This window comes from Nocardia alni (assembly GCF_019038435.1).
Taxonomy (GTDB): Bacteria; Actinomycetota; Actinomycetes; order Mycobacteriales; family Mycobacteriaceae; genus Nocardia; species Nocardia alni.
On record NZ_JAGPOX010000041.1, the window covers coordinates 20,132 to 36,143 of the forward strand.

The 16,012-nt window shown below is 68.0% G+C and carries 13 protein-coding genes; 6 read left to right on the forward strand and 7 right to left on the reverse strand.

The genetic code is table 11. The features are described from left to right. Positions 1-305: 305 nt before the first annotated feature. The gene (locus tag JZ791_RS17625; protein WP_216896202.1) at positions 306-1,286 is read left to right on the forward strand and encodes an LppU/SCO3897 family protein; all 981 of its coding nucleotides are present in this window, start codon (positions 306-308) and stop codon (positions 1,284-1,286) included. 43 nt (positions 1,287-1,329) lie between these two features. Here JZ791_RS17625 and JZ791_RS17630 read toward each other — a convergent pair whose 3' ends face one another. From JZ791_RS17630 to JZ791_RS17655, 6 genes are read right to left on the reverse strand one after another with little or no spacing between them, the layout of a single operon-like run. Continuing rightward, entirely contained in the window at positions 1,330-2,505 is a 1,176-nt protein-coding gene (locus JZ791_RS17630; RefSeq protein WP_216896204.1) for a lipid-transfer protein, read from the reverse strand. Next, entirely contained in the window at positions 2,502-2,930 is a 429-nt protein-coding gene (locus JZ791_RS17635) for a MaoC family dehydratase (RefSeq protein WP_216896205.1), read from the reverse strand. The genes JZ791_RS17630 and JZ791_RS17635 overlap by 4 nt, the downstream gene beginning before the upstream one ends. Further along, entirely contained in the window at positions 2,927-3,859 is a 933-nt protein-coding gene (locus JZ791_RS17640; RefSeq protein WP_216896256.1) for a bifunctional MaoC family dehydratase N-terminal/OB-fold nucleic acid binding domain-containing protein, read from the reverse strand. Before JZ791_RS17640 ends, JZ791_RS17635 begins: the two co-directional genes overlap by 4 nt. 19 nt (positions 3,860-3,878) lie before the next feature. After that, positions 3,879-5,048: an acyl-CoA dehydrogenase family protein gene (locus JZ791_RS17645; RefSeq protein ID WP_216896208.1), complete on the reverse strand. Its 1,170-nt coding sequence runs from the start codon at positions 5,046-5,048 to the stop codon at positions 3,879-3,881. Further along, on the reverse strand, positions 5,033-6,097 hold the full coding sequence (locus JZ791_RS17650) for an acyl-CoA dehydrogenase family protein (protein WP_216896210.1): 1,065 nt from the start codon (positions 6,095-6,097) through the stop codon (positions 5,033-5,035). The genes JZ791_RS17645 and JZ791_RS17650 overlap by 16 nt, the downstream gene beginning before the upstream one ends. Before the next feature lie 28 nt (positions 6,098-6,125). Beyond that, positions 6,126-8,210 (reverse strand): acyl-CoA dehydrogenase family protein, encoded by a 2,085-nt coding sequence (locus JZ791_RS17655; protein WP_438804532.1) that lies wholly within the window; start codon positions 8,208-8,210, stop codon positions 6,126-6,128. Positions 8,211-8,421: 211 nt separating this feature from the next. On the opposite strand from JZ791_RS17655, the gene kstR reads away from it, so the two are divergent. From kstR to JZ791_RS17680, 5 genes are all read left to right on the forward strand, one after another. Next, positions 8,422-9,081, forward strand: a complete 660-nt coding sequence (gene kstR, locus JZ791_RS17660; RefSeq protein ID WP_216896213.1) for a cholesterol catabolism transcriptional regulator KstR — start codon at positions 8,422-8,424, stop codon at positions 9,079-9,081. 215 nt (positions 9,082-9,296) lie between these two features. Continuing rightward, positions 9,297-11,870: a trehalose-phosphatase gene (gene otsB, locus JZ791_RS17665; protein ID WP_216896215.1), complete on the forward strand. Its 2,574-nt coding sequence runs from the start codon at positions 9,297-9,299 to the stop codon at positions 11,868-11,870. 259 nt (positions 11,871-12,129) lie between these two features. Then, entirely contained in the window at positions 12,130-13,032 is a 903-nt protein-coding gene (locus JZ791_RS17670) for a metal ABC transporter solute-binding protein, Zn/Mn family (RefSeq protein WP_216896217.1), read from the forward strand. 14 nt (positions 13,033-13,046) lie between these two features. Continuing rightward, the gene (locus JZ791_RS17675; RefSeq protein ID WP_254205866.1) at positions 13,047-14,069 is read left to right on the forward strand and encodes a metal ABC transporter ATP-binding protein; all 1,023 of its coding nucleotides are present in this window, start codon (positions 13,047-13,049) and stop codon (positions 14,067-14,069) included. Next, positions 14,066-14,944: a metal ABC transporter permease gene (locus tag JZ791_RS17680; protein WP_216896219.1), complete on the forward strand. Its 879-nt coding sequence runs from the start codon at positions 14,066-14,068 to the stop codon at positions 14,942-14,944. The genes JZ791_RS17675 and JZ791_RS17680 overlap by 4 nt, the downstream gene beginning before the upstream one ends. A gap of 4 nt (positions 14,945-14,948) precedes the next feature. Here the strand turns inward: JZ791_RS17680 and JZ791_RS17685 are convergent, their stop codons facing one another. Then, positions 14,949-15,824, reverse strand: a complete 876-nt coding sequence (locus JZ791_RS17685; protein WP_216896221.1) for an HhH-GPD family protein — start codon at positions 15,822-15,824, stop codon at positions 14,949-14,951. Between the last annotated feature and the right edge of the window lie 188 nt (positions 15,825-16,012).

Below are 16,012 nucleotides of genomic sequence, written 5' to 3' on the forward strand. Positions count from 1 at the left end.
GGCTCCGCACCGGTTCGAAGCCGGAGAAATTGTGCTGGTTCACAACCCGCAACCATTGCCGGTCGTTATGACACCGCGACGGTTCGCCAACCCTGGTGCGGAATCCCGGTAGCCCCAGCTGTGCTGCACCGGTATCGTTTCGCCGGTCGCGACGCGGAACGTCGGGGGATCAATGCACTCAACAGTCGTCAAGCGCCGTTCCGTCCGCGCACCGACGAAATCGCGGCAACGAGCGCGGGCCGGTACCCTGCTCATCCGCGTCATCCGCCGAAGCGCCTGGCGGGTAGGGACGATAAGGAATCACCATGGAACCCCAGTTCCCTTCGGAACAGCCCAACGATCCGACCGTGCAGTTCGGCGGCCAGCCGAACCAGCCCGGATATCCCCAGGGACAGCCCGGAACCGCTGCGCCCGGCCAGGGCACACCGGGCCAGGCTGGTTATCCACAACAGAGTCAGCCCGGATACCCTCCGCAGGGACAACCCGGCTATCCGCAGCCGAGCCAGCCCGGGTATCCACAGCAGGACCCGACGGCCTATCCACAGCAGGGCCAGGCCGGTTATCCACAGCAGGGCCAACCCGGCTACCAGAGTCAGCCCGGATACCCCGTACAGGGCCAGCCAGGCTACCCACAGCCCGGCTATCCATATCCCCCGCAACAATTTCCGATGGGTCAGCCGGTGGGCTTCGGCATGCCCGGTCCCCCGCCCACACGGTCGAATCTCGCCTGGGTGGCGATCGTGGTGCCACTCGTTCTGGTCCTCATCGGCGCCGGCGTCTGGGCCTATATCGCGTCGAACTCGCATGGTTCGCCGACCAGGTCCGCGGTGGGTACGACGAGCACCACCACAGCCGTCGCGACAACCACAGCCGACAGCAGCAGCACGCAGTACCAGGTAGGTGATTGCCTCAAGGTCTGGGGCACGGCGGACGATTCGCACTGGGTCAGCGCCGACTGCGGCACCATGGACGCCAATTACAAGGTCGCCTTCAAGACCGACGGCCCAGCCGGCCAATGCCCGCAGGGCGAATACACCACCGTGACGCAGCTCGGGTCGGACGCCTACCAGCTGTGCCTGGAAATGAACGTCCAACAGGGCGACTGTGTCCAGCAGAACGACAGCAACTCCGTCAAGGTGCCGTGCGGCAGCCCCGGTGAGAGCTTCCGGGTGACCGGCGTGCTCACCGGGACGACAGACGACGCCGGGTGCAGCCAGGACACCACGAAATACCGCAGCTACACCCAGCCCCAGCAGATCGTGGTCTGCTTGGCTCCCCCCAATTGATCGATAGCCCCGTGAGCGAAGCACCGCTCACGGGGTTGTCGGATCAGTTGGTGCTGAGCACCAAACCCGAGGTCGGCACGCCGGTACCGGCGGTGACGACGATGTTCTCCAGCCCCGCAACAGGATTCACGGAGGCGCCGCGAATCTGGCGCACGCCCTCGGCGATGCCGTTCATCCCGTGAATGTACGCCTCACCGAGCTGGCCGCCGTGGGTGTTCAGCGGTAGCCGGCCGCCCACCTCGATGGCGCCGTCGGCGATGAAGTCCTTGGCCTCGCCGCGGCCGCAGAAACCGAGTTCCTCGAGCTGCATCAGCACGAACGGGGTGAAGTGGTCGTACAGGATCGCGGCCTGCATGTCCTCGGGGCGCAAACCGCTCTGCGCCCAGAGCTGATCGCCGACCAGGCCCATTTCCGGTAGCCCGCTCATGGCGTCGCGGTAGTAGCTGGTCATGACGTATTGGTCGGCGCCGGAACCCTGTGCGGCGGCGGCGATCACGGCGGGCTTCTGTGGAAGGTCACGCGCCCGTTCGACACTCGTGACCACGATCGCCACGCCGCCGTCTGTCTCCTGGCAGCAGTCCAGCAGATGCAGCGGTTCGGCGATCCAGCGCGAATTCTGGTGTTCCTCCAGCGTGATCGGCTTACCGTAGAAGTGCGCGGCCGGGTTCACCGCCGCATGCTTGCGGTCGGCCACCGCGACGCGACCGAAATCGGCGCTGGCCGCGCCGTAGACGTGCATATACCGCCGGGCGACCATCGCCACCTGCGCGGCAGGAGTACCCAGGCCCTGGGGATAAGACCAGGCCGCGTCCACGCCCGAGGAGGTCGGGGCGGCCGCCAGCTGGGTGGAGAACTGCCCGAACCGATGCCCGGAGCGCTCGTTGAAGGCCCGGTACGCGACGACCACGTCGGCGATTCCGGTGGCCACCGCCATCGCCGCCTGCTGCACGGTGGCGCAGGCCGCGCCACCGCCATATCCGATGTGGCTGAAGAACTTCAGCTGCGGAATGCCGACCGCACGGGCCACGGCGGCCTGCGTATTGGTATCCATGGTGAAGGTCGTCAGGCCGTCCACGTCCGTGGGCCGCAACCCGGCGTCCTTCAGCGCAGCGTCGACAGCCTCGGCGGCCAAACGCAATTCGCTGCGGCCGGAGTCCTTGGAGAAGTCGGTGGCGCCGATTCCGACGATGGCGGCCTTACCGCTGAGCCCTGTACTCACGCAAGCTCCTGCAATTCGATGACCGCCTTGGCGGTGATGTGGTCGCCCAGGCTGTCCTTGCCGACCACATCGATGTGGACGAGCGCGCCCTCGACGGCGGTGACGGTGCCGCTGAGGGTCAGCGTGTCGCCCGCGTACAGCGGCACGCCCAGGCGCAGCGCGAGGGATTTCACGATCGTCGCCGGGCCCGCCCAGTCGGTGACGAACCGCTGTACCAGGCCGGTGTCGGTGAGGATGTTGACGAAGATGTCCTTGGAACCCCGCTGCACCGCCTTGTCGCGGTCGTGGTGCACATCCTGGAAATCCCTGGTGGCCAGGGCGGAACTGACCACGAAGGTCGGATCGGCGTGAACGACCAACTCGGGCAGGGTGTTTCCGACAGCGACCTGCGACGGCCGCAACGTCCGGTGGCTTGTCGTTGTCATTTGACGGCCTTCCAGTACGGCAGCGTGTTGTCCTCGTCGAGCTTCTCGAAACCGACCTCGACCGGCATATCCATCCGGACCTGATCGGGTTCGACGCCACGCAGCTCACCGAGCATGCGCACGCCCTCCGCGAGTTCCACCAGCGCCACCACGAACGGCACCGTCCGCCCGGGCACCTTCGGCGCGTGGTGCACCACATAGCTGAACACCGTGCCCCGCCCCGAGGCGACCACATAGTCCGGGGCCTGCGTCTTGTCCTGCCACAGTGCGGGAACCGGTGGGTGCCGCAGCGTCCCGTCCGGCGTGCGCTGGATGCGCAGCTCGCCGAGCTTGGCGCCCTCCCAGAAGAATTCGGTGTCCCGGGAGGCGATCGGCCGCACCCGCTTGCTCAGATCGTCCTGCGGCGCGGCCGGTTTACCGGTGCCCGGCACGAATTTCAGCATCCGGAAGGACATCTCGGTGACGGGCTCGCCATCGACATACCAGGTCAGCAGATAGGTGGCGAACCAGCCCTCCCCCAACGCGGTTCGCTTGGGCCCTACCAGATCCTTCAGCCGGGTCCGTGCGTACGGCCGTTCGCCGAGCCGCAGATACCGGTGATAGGTCTGCTCACAGTTGGTGGCGACGACCGAGGTGTATCCGGCGGCGTCGAGCAGATCGTTGATCGCGTTCATCGGATCGTCCGAGGGCCTGGCCCCGTGCAGTCCGGGCATGGTCCACACCTGCGCCATCGCCGGCGGCGCGACGATGCCCGGATGGCCCGCGGCGCGGGCGGCATCCTCGTCGACGTAGATCGGGTTGGCGTCGCCCAGGGCCTCGACCCAGTTGTTGATCATCGGCTGGTTCACCGGATCGCGACCCAGCCGCGGCGCGCACTCGCCCGCCTGCATGACCCGGTCACCGGCGGCGATGATCTCTTGTGCTGTCATGGTTTCCGGCACGACACTCCTATCTCGGTACCCGCGGCAACTTCAGTCCGGCGGTGGCGATGAGCTCGCGCATCACCTCGTTGACCCCGCCACCGAAGGTCACCACCAGGTTCTGCTTGGTCCGCCGGTCCAGCCAGGTCAGCAGTTCGGCCGTGGACGGATCGGCGGGGTCGCCATGGCGACCCACGATCTCCTCGACCAGACGGCCCGCCTCCTGCAGTGATTCGGTCGAGAAGACCTTGGTCGCGGACGCATCGGCGATCACATCCATCGGATCCGCCGCGGCGTGATCGGCCTTGGCGGCAACCTGCCAGTTCAGCAGTTCGTTGAGCCTGACCATGGCGTGCACGCGGCCCAGCGAGCGGCGCACGTCGGCCTCGCCCAGCACCCCCTGGCGCTGCGCCCAGCCGTGTGCCCGGTGGTAGAGCTGTTCGATCTTGCCCGAGGGACCCAGGCTCACCCGCTCGTGATTGAGCTGGGTGGTGATCAGCTTCCAGCCTCTGTTCTCCTCGCCCACAAGCATATTCGCGGGCACTCGGACGTTGTCGAAGTACGTCGCGTTGGTGTGGTGCGCGCCGTCGGAGGTGATGATCGGCGTCCAGGAGAATCCCGGATCTTTGGTATCGACGATCAGGATCGTGATGCCGCGATGCCGCGATTCGGTCGTGCCCGTGCGGCAGGCGAGCCAGATGTAATCGGCCTCGTGCGCGCCGGTGGTGAAGATCTTCTGCCCGTTCACGATCCAGTCACCGTTCGCGTCGCGCACCGCGCTGGTGCGCAGCGCCGCGAGATCGGTTCCGGCCTCCGGCTCGGAGTAGCCGATCGCGAAATGGATGTCACCGGAAAGGATTCCGGGCAGGAACTGTTTCTTCTGCTCCTCGGTGCCGAAGTCCTGGAGGGTCGGCCCGACCGTCATCAACGTCACCAGCGGCAGCGGGACGTCGGCGCGTACCGCCTCGTTGTAGAAGATCTGCTGTTCGAGCGGGCCGAATCCCTGGCCGCCGTACTCTTTCGGCCATCCGACACCGAGCCGGCCGTCCCGGCCCATACGCCGCACCACCGCGCGGTAGGCGTCGCCGTGCCGGTTGACCGCCATCTCGGCCTCCTCCTCGGGAGTGACGAGATCGGCGAAATACGAACGAAGTTCGTCGCGCAGCGTGCGCTGCTCGACGGTCAGGTCGATGAACATCTGGCTCCCAAACGATCCAGCCGGAACGACGCGCCGCCGAGCCAGCGGGCGATGTCCTTGGCCTGTGAGTAGTAGCGATGTAGTGGATGGGTCATGTCCACGCCGATTCCGCCGTGCAGGTGATGGCATTTCTGCATGGCGGCGGGCAGATCCGAGGCGACGGCATAGGCCAGTACGTCCAGATCGTCATCGGTGCGCTCGCGGTGTTCGGGCCCGGGGTCCGGCTGGGCCAGCGCCCAGTTGGCCGACGCCGCGGCCGCGTGCAGGGTGCGGGACACCACGTACACATCGGCGATCTGCTGTGCCACCGCCTGGAATTCGGCCAGCGGCCGCCCGAATTGATGCCGCGTGCGCACATGTTCGGCGGTCAGCGCCAACACACCCTTGAGCAGACCGTCCGCGACCGAACCGATCGATGCCAGTGCCAGCCGGTGCAATTCGGTGATACCGCCCGCCAGCAGTTGCGCGGCGGGAATGGCGACCCCATCGAAATGCACGGAGAATTCCGGTGTTCCGTCCGAACTCGGGCTCGCCAGGCGGGTGATGCCCGGGGCATCACCGTCCACGACCGCGATTCCGGAATCGGTCGGCACCAGAATCCACCGGGCCCGATCGGCATACGGCACACCAATCTTGTGCCCGGTGATCCGCACGGAATCACCGTCGACCACGGCGGTGGTCTCCGGCTTCACCGTGAACGGCGCGCCCGGCTCGTGCAATGCGGCGGTGAGTACCGCCCCCTCGGCGACCGCGGGGAATATCCGCTCCGCCAGCTCATCCGGAATTCGCCCGATGAGCGGCAACGCGCCGAAGCCCAGCGTCACCAGCGCGGGCGTCTGCACAGCGTCGGTGGCCAGCTCGGTCAGCATGGCCGACACCTCGAGCAGGCCCATACCGTCCCCGCCGAAGCCCTCGGGTAGCGCCACGCCGAGTAGACCGCTCTCCACGATGCTGGGCCACAACTCGATATCCCGCGCGCTGTTTCGTTCCAGCAAACTTACTACAACCTCGGCGACAGCGTCTTGGCTCTCGTCCCTGTCGAAGTCCAATTTCAATGCTCCCGGTTCATATGAGGACCTAAGCGTGCGCTTCGCGCGGGAGTCCGAGAATCCGTTCGCCGGCCAGGGTCAAAAGGATCTGCTCGGTGCCCCCCGCGATCGACAAACAGCGTGTCAGCAGGAATTCTTTCACCACTTCCGTTTCTCGTGCACCCGCCACACCAGCGATTTCCACCGCGAATTCGGCAACCGCCTGGCGATGCCGGACGCCGACCAGTTTCCGTACGCTGCTTTGCGGTCCGGGATCACCGCCCGCGAGCATTCGCTGCGCGGCACGAGTTTCGAGTAATAGACCGGCGACCGCGTCGGAGACCAATTCCCCGATCCGGTCGGCGATCAGTTCCGCACCCGGTCCGGAAACCGGCGCCGCATCGATGAGCGACTCCAGTTCCTGCCCGATTCCACTGCCGCCCATTGCCACCCGCTCGGAGGACAATGTGGATCGCGCGATTTTCCATCCACCGCCCAGTTCACCGACGAGGCAGTCGTCGGGGACGAAAACCTCGTCCAGGAATACCTCGGAGAAGCGGGCCTCGCCGGTGATCTGCACCAGCGGCCGTACCTCGAGACCCGGACTGCTCATGTCCACCAGGAAGTAGCTGATGCCCTTGTGCTTGGGCACGTTCGCATCGGTGCGGGCCAGGCAGATGGCCCAGTTGGCGACATCGGTCAGCGAGGTCCACACCTTCTGCCCACGCAGCCGCCAGCCGCCCTCGACACGCGTCGCGGTGGTGCGCAGCGCCGCCAGATCCGATCCGGCCTCCGGCTCACTGAACAGCTGGCACCAGACCACCTCGCCGCGCAACGTCGGCGGCACGAACCGTTCGATCTGTTCGTCGCTGCCGTGCTGCAACAGCGTGGGCACCGCCCAGTTACCGATCTGGATGTCCGGCACGGTGATTCCCGCGTCGCGCACCTGTTCGTCGATCAGCGTGCGCAGAATCGGGCCCGCGCCGCGGCCGTACGGGGCCGGCCAGTGCGGGGCCAGCAATCCGGTGTCCACCAGGGCATCTCGCTGCCGATCGGCCGGAAGTGCGGCGATGCGAGCCAGATCCGCGCCCAGCTCGGTCGCCGCGGCGGCGTCCAGGCCCATGGCCTCCCACGCCGCGGCGTCGTCGCCCGCGGTGTCACCGAAGCCCAGATCCAGCCCGACGGTGCGGCGCGCGCCCGCGCGCACCAGCGAGGTCACCCGGGCCCGCCACGGGGCCGAACCGCCCAGCAGCTGCCGCAGCGCGACCGCGCGGCGCAGGTAGAAGTGCGCGTCGTGCTCCCAGGTGAAGCCGATTCCGCCGAGCACCTGGATGCAATCTTTGGCCGTCTCGACGGCCGCGTCCAGCGAGATCGTCATCGCGATGGCGGCGGCCAGCGGGAGCTCGGAGCTGCGCTGGTCCACTGCCCCGGCGACATCCGCGGCGACCGCGCGGATCAGTTCGGCCCGGCACAGCATCCATGCGCAAATGTGTTTCACCGCTTGGAATTCGCCGATCTTGCGGCCGAATTGCTCACGGACCTTGGCATATTCGGTCGCGGTTCGCAGACACCATCCGGCAATCCCGGCGAGCTCGGCCGCGACCAGCGCGGCGGTCAGATCGCGGACCGCGTAGGGAGGTTCGAAGATGTCACCGGCCGACAGCCGCACACCGGCGCATTCGACGTGTGCCAGCGGCGTGCTGCGATCCAGCGGCTCGAGCGCCTCGACCTGCAGCCCGGCGGTATCCGGCCGGACCAGGGCCCACGCCTCGCGGTCGGCGCGCAGCACCGGCAGCAGCACCGCCGTGCCCGGGGCCGCGCCGAGCACGGCGCCCCACTCCCCGGTCAGTTCGAAATCGCCGGAGTCGTTGTCCCGCAGTGAAACCGGCGATTCCAGTGCGACACCACACGGTGTATCCTCGGCCAAGGACCCGGCGGTGACCAATCCGGCCAGAGCGGTCGTCAGCACGGGCCCGCCGACCAGATCGTGCGCGAGTTGCTCGATCAACACGGCCAGATCGCCGACCGACCCGTCCGCGGCGGCGTCACCCTCGCCGACCGCCACACGAAATACGCCGAGTCCCACCAGACTCGGCCAGTAGGCACGCCAGTGATCTGCCGTTCCGGTGCGCATTGTTGCAATCGGGCTGACCGTCGCGGCCCATCCGCGCATCGACTCCTGGACGGCTTTATGCTCGTCAGTGGTGGCGATGGTCACAGTCCATACCGCCTTTCCGGCGTGACTCCCACACCTAGAACATGTTCTAATATCCTGATCGGGCGGAAGTCAAGCGCCGGCCGATGGGTTGACCCTCGAGGCGTTATGCACGAAAGGACCTTCACCGATGGCCAGTCCCTCCCGAGAGCAGGCAGCCGACTCGGGCGCGCAGAATGGCAATCGCACCCGTACCGCGCCGGTTTCCACGCTCAGCGAGGACGAACTGAGTTCGACCGCGCAGCGTGAGCGCCGCCGGCGCATCCTGGACGCCACGCTGGCGCTGGCGTCCAAGGGCGGCTACGACGCGGTGCAGATGCGCGCGGTCGCCGAGCGCGCCGACGTTGCCGTGGGCACGCTGTACCGGTACTTCCCGTCCAAGGTGCACCTGCTGGTCTCGGCGCTGGCCCGCGAATTCGAGCAGTTCGAATCCCGGCGCAAGCCGCTGGCCGGGCCCGGTCCCAGGGAACGCATGCATCTGCTGCTGACCCAGGTCACCCGTGCCATGCAACGCGACCCGCTGCTCACCGAGGCGATGACACGCGCGTTCATGTTCGCCGACGCGTCCGCCGCGGCGGAGGTCGATCGGGTGGGCCGGGTGATGGACCGCTTCTTCGCCCGCGCCCTGAGCGACGAGGAGCCCACCGAGCGTGAACTGGCCATCGCCCGGGTAATCAGCGATGTATGGCTGTCGAATCTGGTCGCGTGGCTGACCCGCCGCGCCTCGGCCACCGATGTGGCCGAGCGCCTCGAGCTGACCGTCGATCTGCTGTTGGGTCCCGGCAGCTGAGTGCCGCGCGACATCGCGAAGACAAAATTCTGAACGTTTGCTGCTTCACCCGCGTGGCAAACCAGCCAACCTACGGCAGGACCCTTCACAATTGGGGATGCGTACGGCGAGGGGGATGTAAACGTCTCGTATCGTTGCGCGAACATGCGAGCTACCCGTACCCGGTAAGGTTTCTCGCGCCCTGGAAATGTCCTCCGATCACCTAGGTTGGATGCGTGAGCGCACAGGATCTGCCAATCGAACTTCGCCGTGCGTTGGCGGCGGTAGCCCGGATGCCCCGGCTACTCGTCGCCTCGGACTACGACGGGACGCTCGCGCCCATCGTGGCCGACCCGGCGAAGGCCTATCCCCATCGGGAATCGGTGAGCGCGTTACGCGCCCTCGCCGGTCTGACCGCTACCACAGCGGCCGTCATATCCGGCCGAGCACTGCGAGATCTCGCGGCGCTGTCCCGGCTCCCGGTCGAGGTACAGCTGATCGGTAGCCACGGTTCGGAATTCGACGTCGGCTTCGTACATGCCATCGACAATGACGCCAAACAGTTACTGCGCGAGGTACAGAACTCGCTGACCCGAATATCCCAGGACAACCCCGGCGCATCGGTCGAGATCAAACCGGCCAGCGTGGCCCTGCACGTGCGCAACGCCGCCCCCGAGGTCGGCCGCCGCGCGTTGCAGCAGGCCCGGCAGGGCCCGGCCAGCTGGGTCGGGGTGCAGGTGACCGAGGGCAAAGCCGTTATCGAACTCGCGGTCATCCAGACGGACAAGGGCGCCGCGCTGGACATCATCCGACATCAGGAGGGCGCCTCGGCCGCGGTGTTCTTCGGTGACGACGTCACCGACGAGAAGGCGTTCGCCCGCCTGGCCGGGCCGGACGTCGGCATCAAGGTCGGCGAGGGCGACAGCCAGGCCGACTACCGCGTGGACAGCACCGAGGAGGTGTCCAAGGCCCTGGCGTTCCTGCTCGAGGAGCGCCGCACCTGGCTGGCGGGTGCCTCGGCCCCTCGAATCGAGCGGCTGACCATGCTGGCCAGCCCCCGTGCCAAATCCCTGGTCACCCCCGACGGCACCATCACCTGGTTCTGCCATCCCGAACCCGATTCCGCGGCTGTGTTCGCGCATCTGCTCGGCGGCACGCAGGCCGGGCACTTCACCGTCGCGCCGGAACGGCCCGGACTGCCGCTGTCGCAGCGTTACGTCGACGGCACCATGACCGTCGAAACCCGCTGGGCCAGTCTGCAGGTCGTGGACTACCTGCCGCACGACGTGCCCCCCGAGCGCACCGATCTGACCCGGGTGATCACCGGTGACGCCAAGGCCGTTGTGACATTCGCACCGCGACCGGAGTTCGGGCAGGTGCCGGTGACGCTGGTGCGCGAACCGGCCGGACTGCGGGTGCACGGCACCAACGATCCGATCGTGCTGCGCTCGCCGGGGGTGCAGTGGACGATCATCGAAGACGGAATCCATCACCTCGCCACCGCCGTCGTCGACCCGTCGCGGGGTCCGGTGGTACTCGAAATGCGCTGCGGCACCTCCGACCTGGCGCCCGCGATGGTCAGCGAGCCGGACCGGCGCACCGAGGCCGAGCGGTACTGGCGCACCTGGTCCGATCAACTCGAATTGCCGCCGCTGAAGCCGGATCTGATGAAACGATCCGCGCTGACCCTGCGCGGGCTGGTGCACGCCCCCTCGGGGTCCATCATGGCCGCGGCCACCACCTCGCTGCCGGAAGACATCGGCGGCGTGCGTAACTGGGACTACCGCTACTGCTGGCTGCGCGATGCCTCGCTGACCGCACACGCGCTGGTGACGGTGGGTTCACTGACCGAGGCCGAGGAGTTCCTGGCCTGGGTGCACCGGGTGCTGGACACGCTGGCCGGGCCGGAGCGCCTGCATCCGCTGTACACCCTCTACGGCGAGACCCTCGGGCCCGAGGCGGTCCTGGATCAGCTGCCCGGCTACGCGGGTTCGCGCCCGGTCCGGGTGGGCAACGCGGCCAATATGCAGGTGCAACTGGACGTGTTCGGTCCGATCGTGGACCTCCTGTCTGCCCTGGCCACCGCGCGCGAGCACAAGGGCATCACCGATCCCGCCAAGGCGCTGCCGGACCGGGACTGGGAGCTGGTCACCGCGATGGTCTCGGCGGTGCAGCGACGCTGGCGCGAACCCGACCACGGCATCTGGGAGATCCGCGGCAATCCGCGGCACCACGTGTACTCCAAGGTGATGGGCTGGCTGACCGTCGATCGGGCGGTCCGCCTGGCGGAGCGGTTCGGCCGGCACGTCGATCCGGCCTGGCTCGAACTGCGCGACACCATCGCCGAGGAGGTCAAGGCCAAGGGCTGGAACGACGACGTGCAGTCCTACACCGCCGCCTACGATGGCGCCGATCTGGACGCCGCGACCCTGCACATCGGGTTGAGCGGGCTGATCGATCCGTCGGATCCGCGGTTCGCCGCGACCGTGGTGGCCACCGAGGCGGAGCTGCGCAGCGGATCCACGGTGTACCGGTACCACCACGACGACGGCCTGCCCGGCGGCGAGGGCGGATTCCACCTGTGCGCGGCCTGGTTGGTCGAGGCGTACCTGCTGATCGGTAAGCGTTCGGATGCGGAGGCACTGTTCGCGCAGTTGGTCGACGTGGCCGGGCCGACGGGGCTGCTGAGCGAGGAGTACGACCCGGTTGCCGAGCGTTCGCTCGGTAATCACCCACAGGCCTACAGCCATCTGGGCCTGATCCGCTGTGCGCAGCTGTTGAGTGAGCCGGTGCCCGCGCTGGTGCAGTAAACCAGCCGGTTTTCCCGATTCGGCCCGTCCAGCGCTCCGGCTGGGCGGGCCGAATCGTTTGCCCACAAGCGCGCGGCACGCGGCACGTCGAAGTGCGCATTCCGGGCGGATCAACCGCCTATACTGCCGCGTTGGTGTCCGGATTCACACGTCGCACACCCGGCGAATCGGGCAGATCGATTGCGACGATTCGGGGCGCTCGAGTTAAATTCGAAATGGTAACCGTTTCCGTTTGCAGCAGTCGCCAGGAGAACACCGCGTGCCCAGACCTCTCACCAGCCGTGCGGCTCGAATCGCTCTAGTCGTCGTCGGGGTCGCGGCCGCTGCCACGCTGAGCGCCTGCGGCGGCTCGAAGAGCACCGCCTCGGGTAAGCCGACCATCGTCGCCTCCACCGATGTGTGGGGCAGCGTCGCGACCGCTATCGCGGGGCCGGACGCTCAGGTCACCTCGATCATCACCAGCCCGACCGACGATCCGCACTCGTACCAGACCACTCCGATCGACGCCGCGCACATCCAGGACGCCTCGCTGGTGATCTACAACGGCGGAGACTACGACGAGTTCGCCTCGAAGGCCGCCGCCGGGCGCGACAAACCCACCATCGACGCCTTCGCCCTGCGCCCCGCCGATGTCGCGAACGACGACAACGAGCACGTCTGGTACGACATGGACACCGTGCACGCCGTCGCGAGCAAGATCGCCGACGACCTCGGCAGCATCGACAAGGCGCACGCACAGGGCTACACCGACCGCGCGATTCGGTTCGAATCGAAGCTGAAGGACATCACCACGATCACCGATCAGATCGCCGACAACCATCCCGGCGCCCCGGTTCTGCAGACCGAACCGCTCGCCCACTACCTGCTGCTGGCCGCCGAAGCGGACGACCGCACCCCGCATTCCTTCGAGGAGGCGATCGAGCAGGGCACCGACCCCGCGCCCGCCGATCTGGCGACCGTGCGGGAGATGTTGAGCGCGAAGAAGGTTCGCGCCCTGGTCTACAACATCCAGACCGAGGACAAGACCACGCAGAGCGTGGCGGCCGCCGCGAAGGCAGCGGGCGTCCCGGTGGTGGACGTGACCGAAACCCTGCCGCAGGGCGCCGACTATCTCACCTGGCAGATCCGCAACGCCAAGGCCCTGGCCGCGGCCCTGAGCTGAACGCAGGCACATCGATGACGACAACCACCCGGTCCGCCGACACGACCTCCGAATCCGCTGCGCCACAGCCGGATACCCCCGAGACGTCCGACTCTGCGACCGCCCGCGAGGGCAACGGCGAGTCCTCCCCGCCGGTGGCCGAATTCGCCACCGGCGCAGCGAAAGACGCTGCCGCCGAACGGAATACCGTAGCGACGCGGCAGCCCCATGGATCGGTGGGCCCACGCCCACCCGCGGTGCGGCTGTCGCAGGCACGGCTGTCCTATGGAGAGCGGACCCTCTGGCAGGGACTGGATCTGCAGGTCGCACCCGGGGAGTTCATCGCGATCCTGGGCCCCAACGGTTCCGGAAAGACCTCGTTGCTGCGGATGCTGCTGGGTCAGCTCGCGCCGAGCGCGGGCACGGTGGAGGTCGCGGGTATCCCCGCGCGGCTGGGCAATCCGCATATCGGCTACGTGCCGCAGCAGAAGACGATCGACTCCGGGGTGCCGTTGCGCGGGGTGGACCTGGTCGGGCTCGGCGTCGACGGGCATCGGTGGGGGCTGGGCTGGCGCGGACGCCGGGAGCGACGGCGCCGGGTGGCCGACGCGGTCGCGCAGGTGGGCGCGCAGCATTACGCGCACGCGCCGCTCGAGGCGATGTCCGGCGGCGAACAGCAGCGGTTGCGGGTGGCCCAGGCGCTGGTCGGCGATCCGCGGGTACTGCTGTGCGACGAGCCGCTGCTGAGCCTGGACCTGGCCAATCAGCGCCGGGTGGCCGAGTTGATCGACGCGCGCCGGCGCAGTCACGACACCGCGGTGCTGTTCGTGACGCACGAGATCAATCCCGTTCTGCCGCTGGTGGACAGGGTGCTCTATCTGGTCGACGGGCAGTTCCGGATCGGCGCGCCCGACGAGGTGATGACCTCGGCGGTGCTCTCGCAGCTGTACAAGACCGAGGTCGATGTGCTGCGGGTGCGCGGGCGGCTGGTCGTCGTCGGCATCGGTGACACGGCGGCCGGCGACGAGGACTGCACGAGCGCGGAGACGGCCCAGTGAACGAGAAACTATCCGACATCTTCACCAAGCTGCTCGACTTCCACACCACCGCCGACCTGCTGTCCTACGACTTCGTCCAGCAGGCGGTGCTGGCCGCGGCACTGCTGGGCCTGCTGGCCGGGGCGATCGGCCCGCTGATCGTGAGCCGCCAGATGTCGTTCGCGGTGCACGGGACGAGCGAGCTGTCGCTGACCGGAGCCGCCGCGGCGCTCCTGGCGGGGATCGGGATCGGCGCGGGGGCGATCATCGGCTCGGTGGTCGCGGCGATCCTGTTCGGTGTGCTGGGATCGCGGGCGCGCGAGCGTGATTCGGTGATCGCGGTCGTGCTGTCGTTCGGGCTCGGCCTGTCGGTGCTGTTCCTGTGGCTGGGCCCCACCCGCGCCGGATCGAAGTTCTCGCTGCTCACCGGGCAGGTCGTCAGCGTCGGCGGGTCCGGGCTGACGCTGCTGTCGGTGTGCACGGTCGGCGTGCTGGTGGTGCTCGCCTTCGTCTATCGCCCACTGCTTTTCGCCAGTACCGATCCGGAAGTGGCCGTGGCGCGCGGTGTTCCGGTGCGGGCGCTGTCGGTGATCTTCGCCGTGCTGCTGGGCATCACCGCCGCGTTCGGGGTGCAGATCGTCGGCGCGCTGCTGGTGCTGTCCCTGCTGATCACCCCGGCCGCGGCCGCCGCCCAACTCACCGCGAGCCCACTGCGCGCGGCAGTCCTGTCGATCGTATTCGCCGAGATCGCGGCGGTCGGCGGCATCGTACTGTCACTGGCCCCCGGAGTCCCGGTATCGACCTTCGTGACCACGATCTCCTTCGTGATCTACCTGATCTGCCGGGTGGTAGGTACTCGCACCCGCACCCGGCGCCGAGTACCTATCCCAGCCTGACCGCCTATCCCCCGCCCTCACCGGCCAGGGCGAACAGACCGTCGGAAGTCTGTTCGATGAGGCCGTCGGTGAGCAGGGAGTCCAGGGCCCGGGCGCGCTGGCCGGGGTCGCGGGTCCACGCCAGGTCCAGGGCCGTGCGCTCGACGGGGCCGGTGGCCGCGCGCAGGACGTCCAGCAGGCGGCCGCGGGCCTGGCGGTCGGTGCCGTCGTACTTCTGGGTGCGGCGCACCACCTCGGTGACCGGGCGTCCGGCCGCGACCCAGGCGCAGCGCGGCAGCGGGCAGCGTTCGCAGTCCGGGGTCCGTGCGGTGCATACCAGTGCGCCCAACTCCATCAGGGCCGCGGAAAATACCGCGGCGCGGTCGATCCGGGCGGGCAACAACGCCTCGGTCTCGGCCAGATCGCGCGCGGCCGGATTGCCCGCCTCCGCCCGGCCGTGCACCGCACGCGCGACCACACGGCGAACGTTGGTATCCACCACGGGAACTCGCTGTCCGTACGCGAAACACGCCACGGCCCGTGCGGTATACGCGCCGATACCCGGCAGCCCGAGCAGCACCTCGACATCGCCGGGCACCTCGTCGCCGTGCTCGGCGGCCAGCACCCGCGCGCATTCGTGCAGCCGCAGCGCCCGCCGCGGGTAGCCGAGCTTGCCCCAGGCCCGCACCACCTCACCCGGCGCCTCGGCCGCCATCGCCGAGGGCACCGGCCAGCGCTGGATCCACTCCCGCCACACCGGTTCCACCCGCACCACCGGTGTCTGCTGCAACATGATCTCGCTGATCAGAATCTGCCACGCCGAAATACCAGGCCGCCGCCAAGGCAGATCCCGCGCCGTCTCGTCGTACCAGTCGATCAGCACGTCCGAATCGATACTCACGCACCCACCATTCGTATGATCTGCACCACCAATTTTCCCGACCGAACACCGTAACCGGTGACCGTCGCCGCCTATATTCGACCAGACCGCCCCGGCCGTACCTCCTCGTCCACTCGGAACATCGGTGACCGAAAGGTAGCTAGCTCGTAACTTCACGAACTGGCCGGTAGCCCCCGCTCTATGGAAAA

Excerpts from the sequence above, each read along its gene's own strand:
- JZ791_RS17625 (WP_216896202.1), top strand. The coding sequence starts at position 306 with ATGGAACCCCAGTTCCCTTCGGAACAGCCCAACGATCCGACCGTGCAG.
- JZ791_RS17635 (WP_216896205.1), bottom strand. The coding sequence starts at position 2,930 with ATGACAACGACAAGCCACCGGACGTTGCGGCCGTCGCAGGTCGCTGTC.
- JZ791_RS17640 (WP_216896256.1), bottom strand. The coding sequence starts at position 3,859 with ATGACAGCACAAGAGATCATCGCCGCCGGTGACCGGGTCATGCAGGCG.
- JZ791_RS17645 (WP_216896208.1), bottom strand. The coding sequence starts at position 5,048 with ATGTTCATCGACCTGACCGTCGAGCAGCGCACGCTGCGCGACGAACTT.
- JZ791_RS17655 (WP_438804532.1), bottom strand. The coding sequence starts at position 8,210 with ATGCGCACCGGAACGGCAGATCACTGGCGTGCCTACTGGCCGAGTCTG.
- kstR (WP_216896213.1), top strand. The coding sequence starts at position 8,422 with ATGGCCAGTCCCTCCCGAGAGCAGGCAGCCGACTCGGGCGCGCAGAAT.
- JZ791_RS17675 (WP_254205866.1), top strand. The coding sequence starts at position 13,047 with ATGACGACAACCACCCGGTCCGCCGACACGACCTCCGAATCCGCTGCG.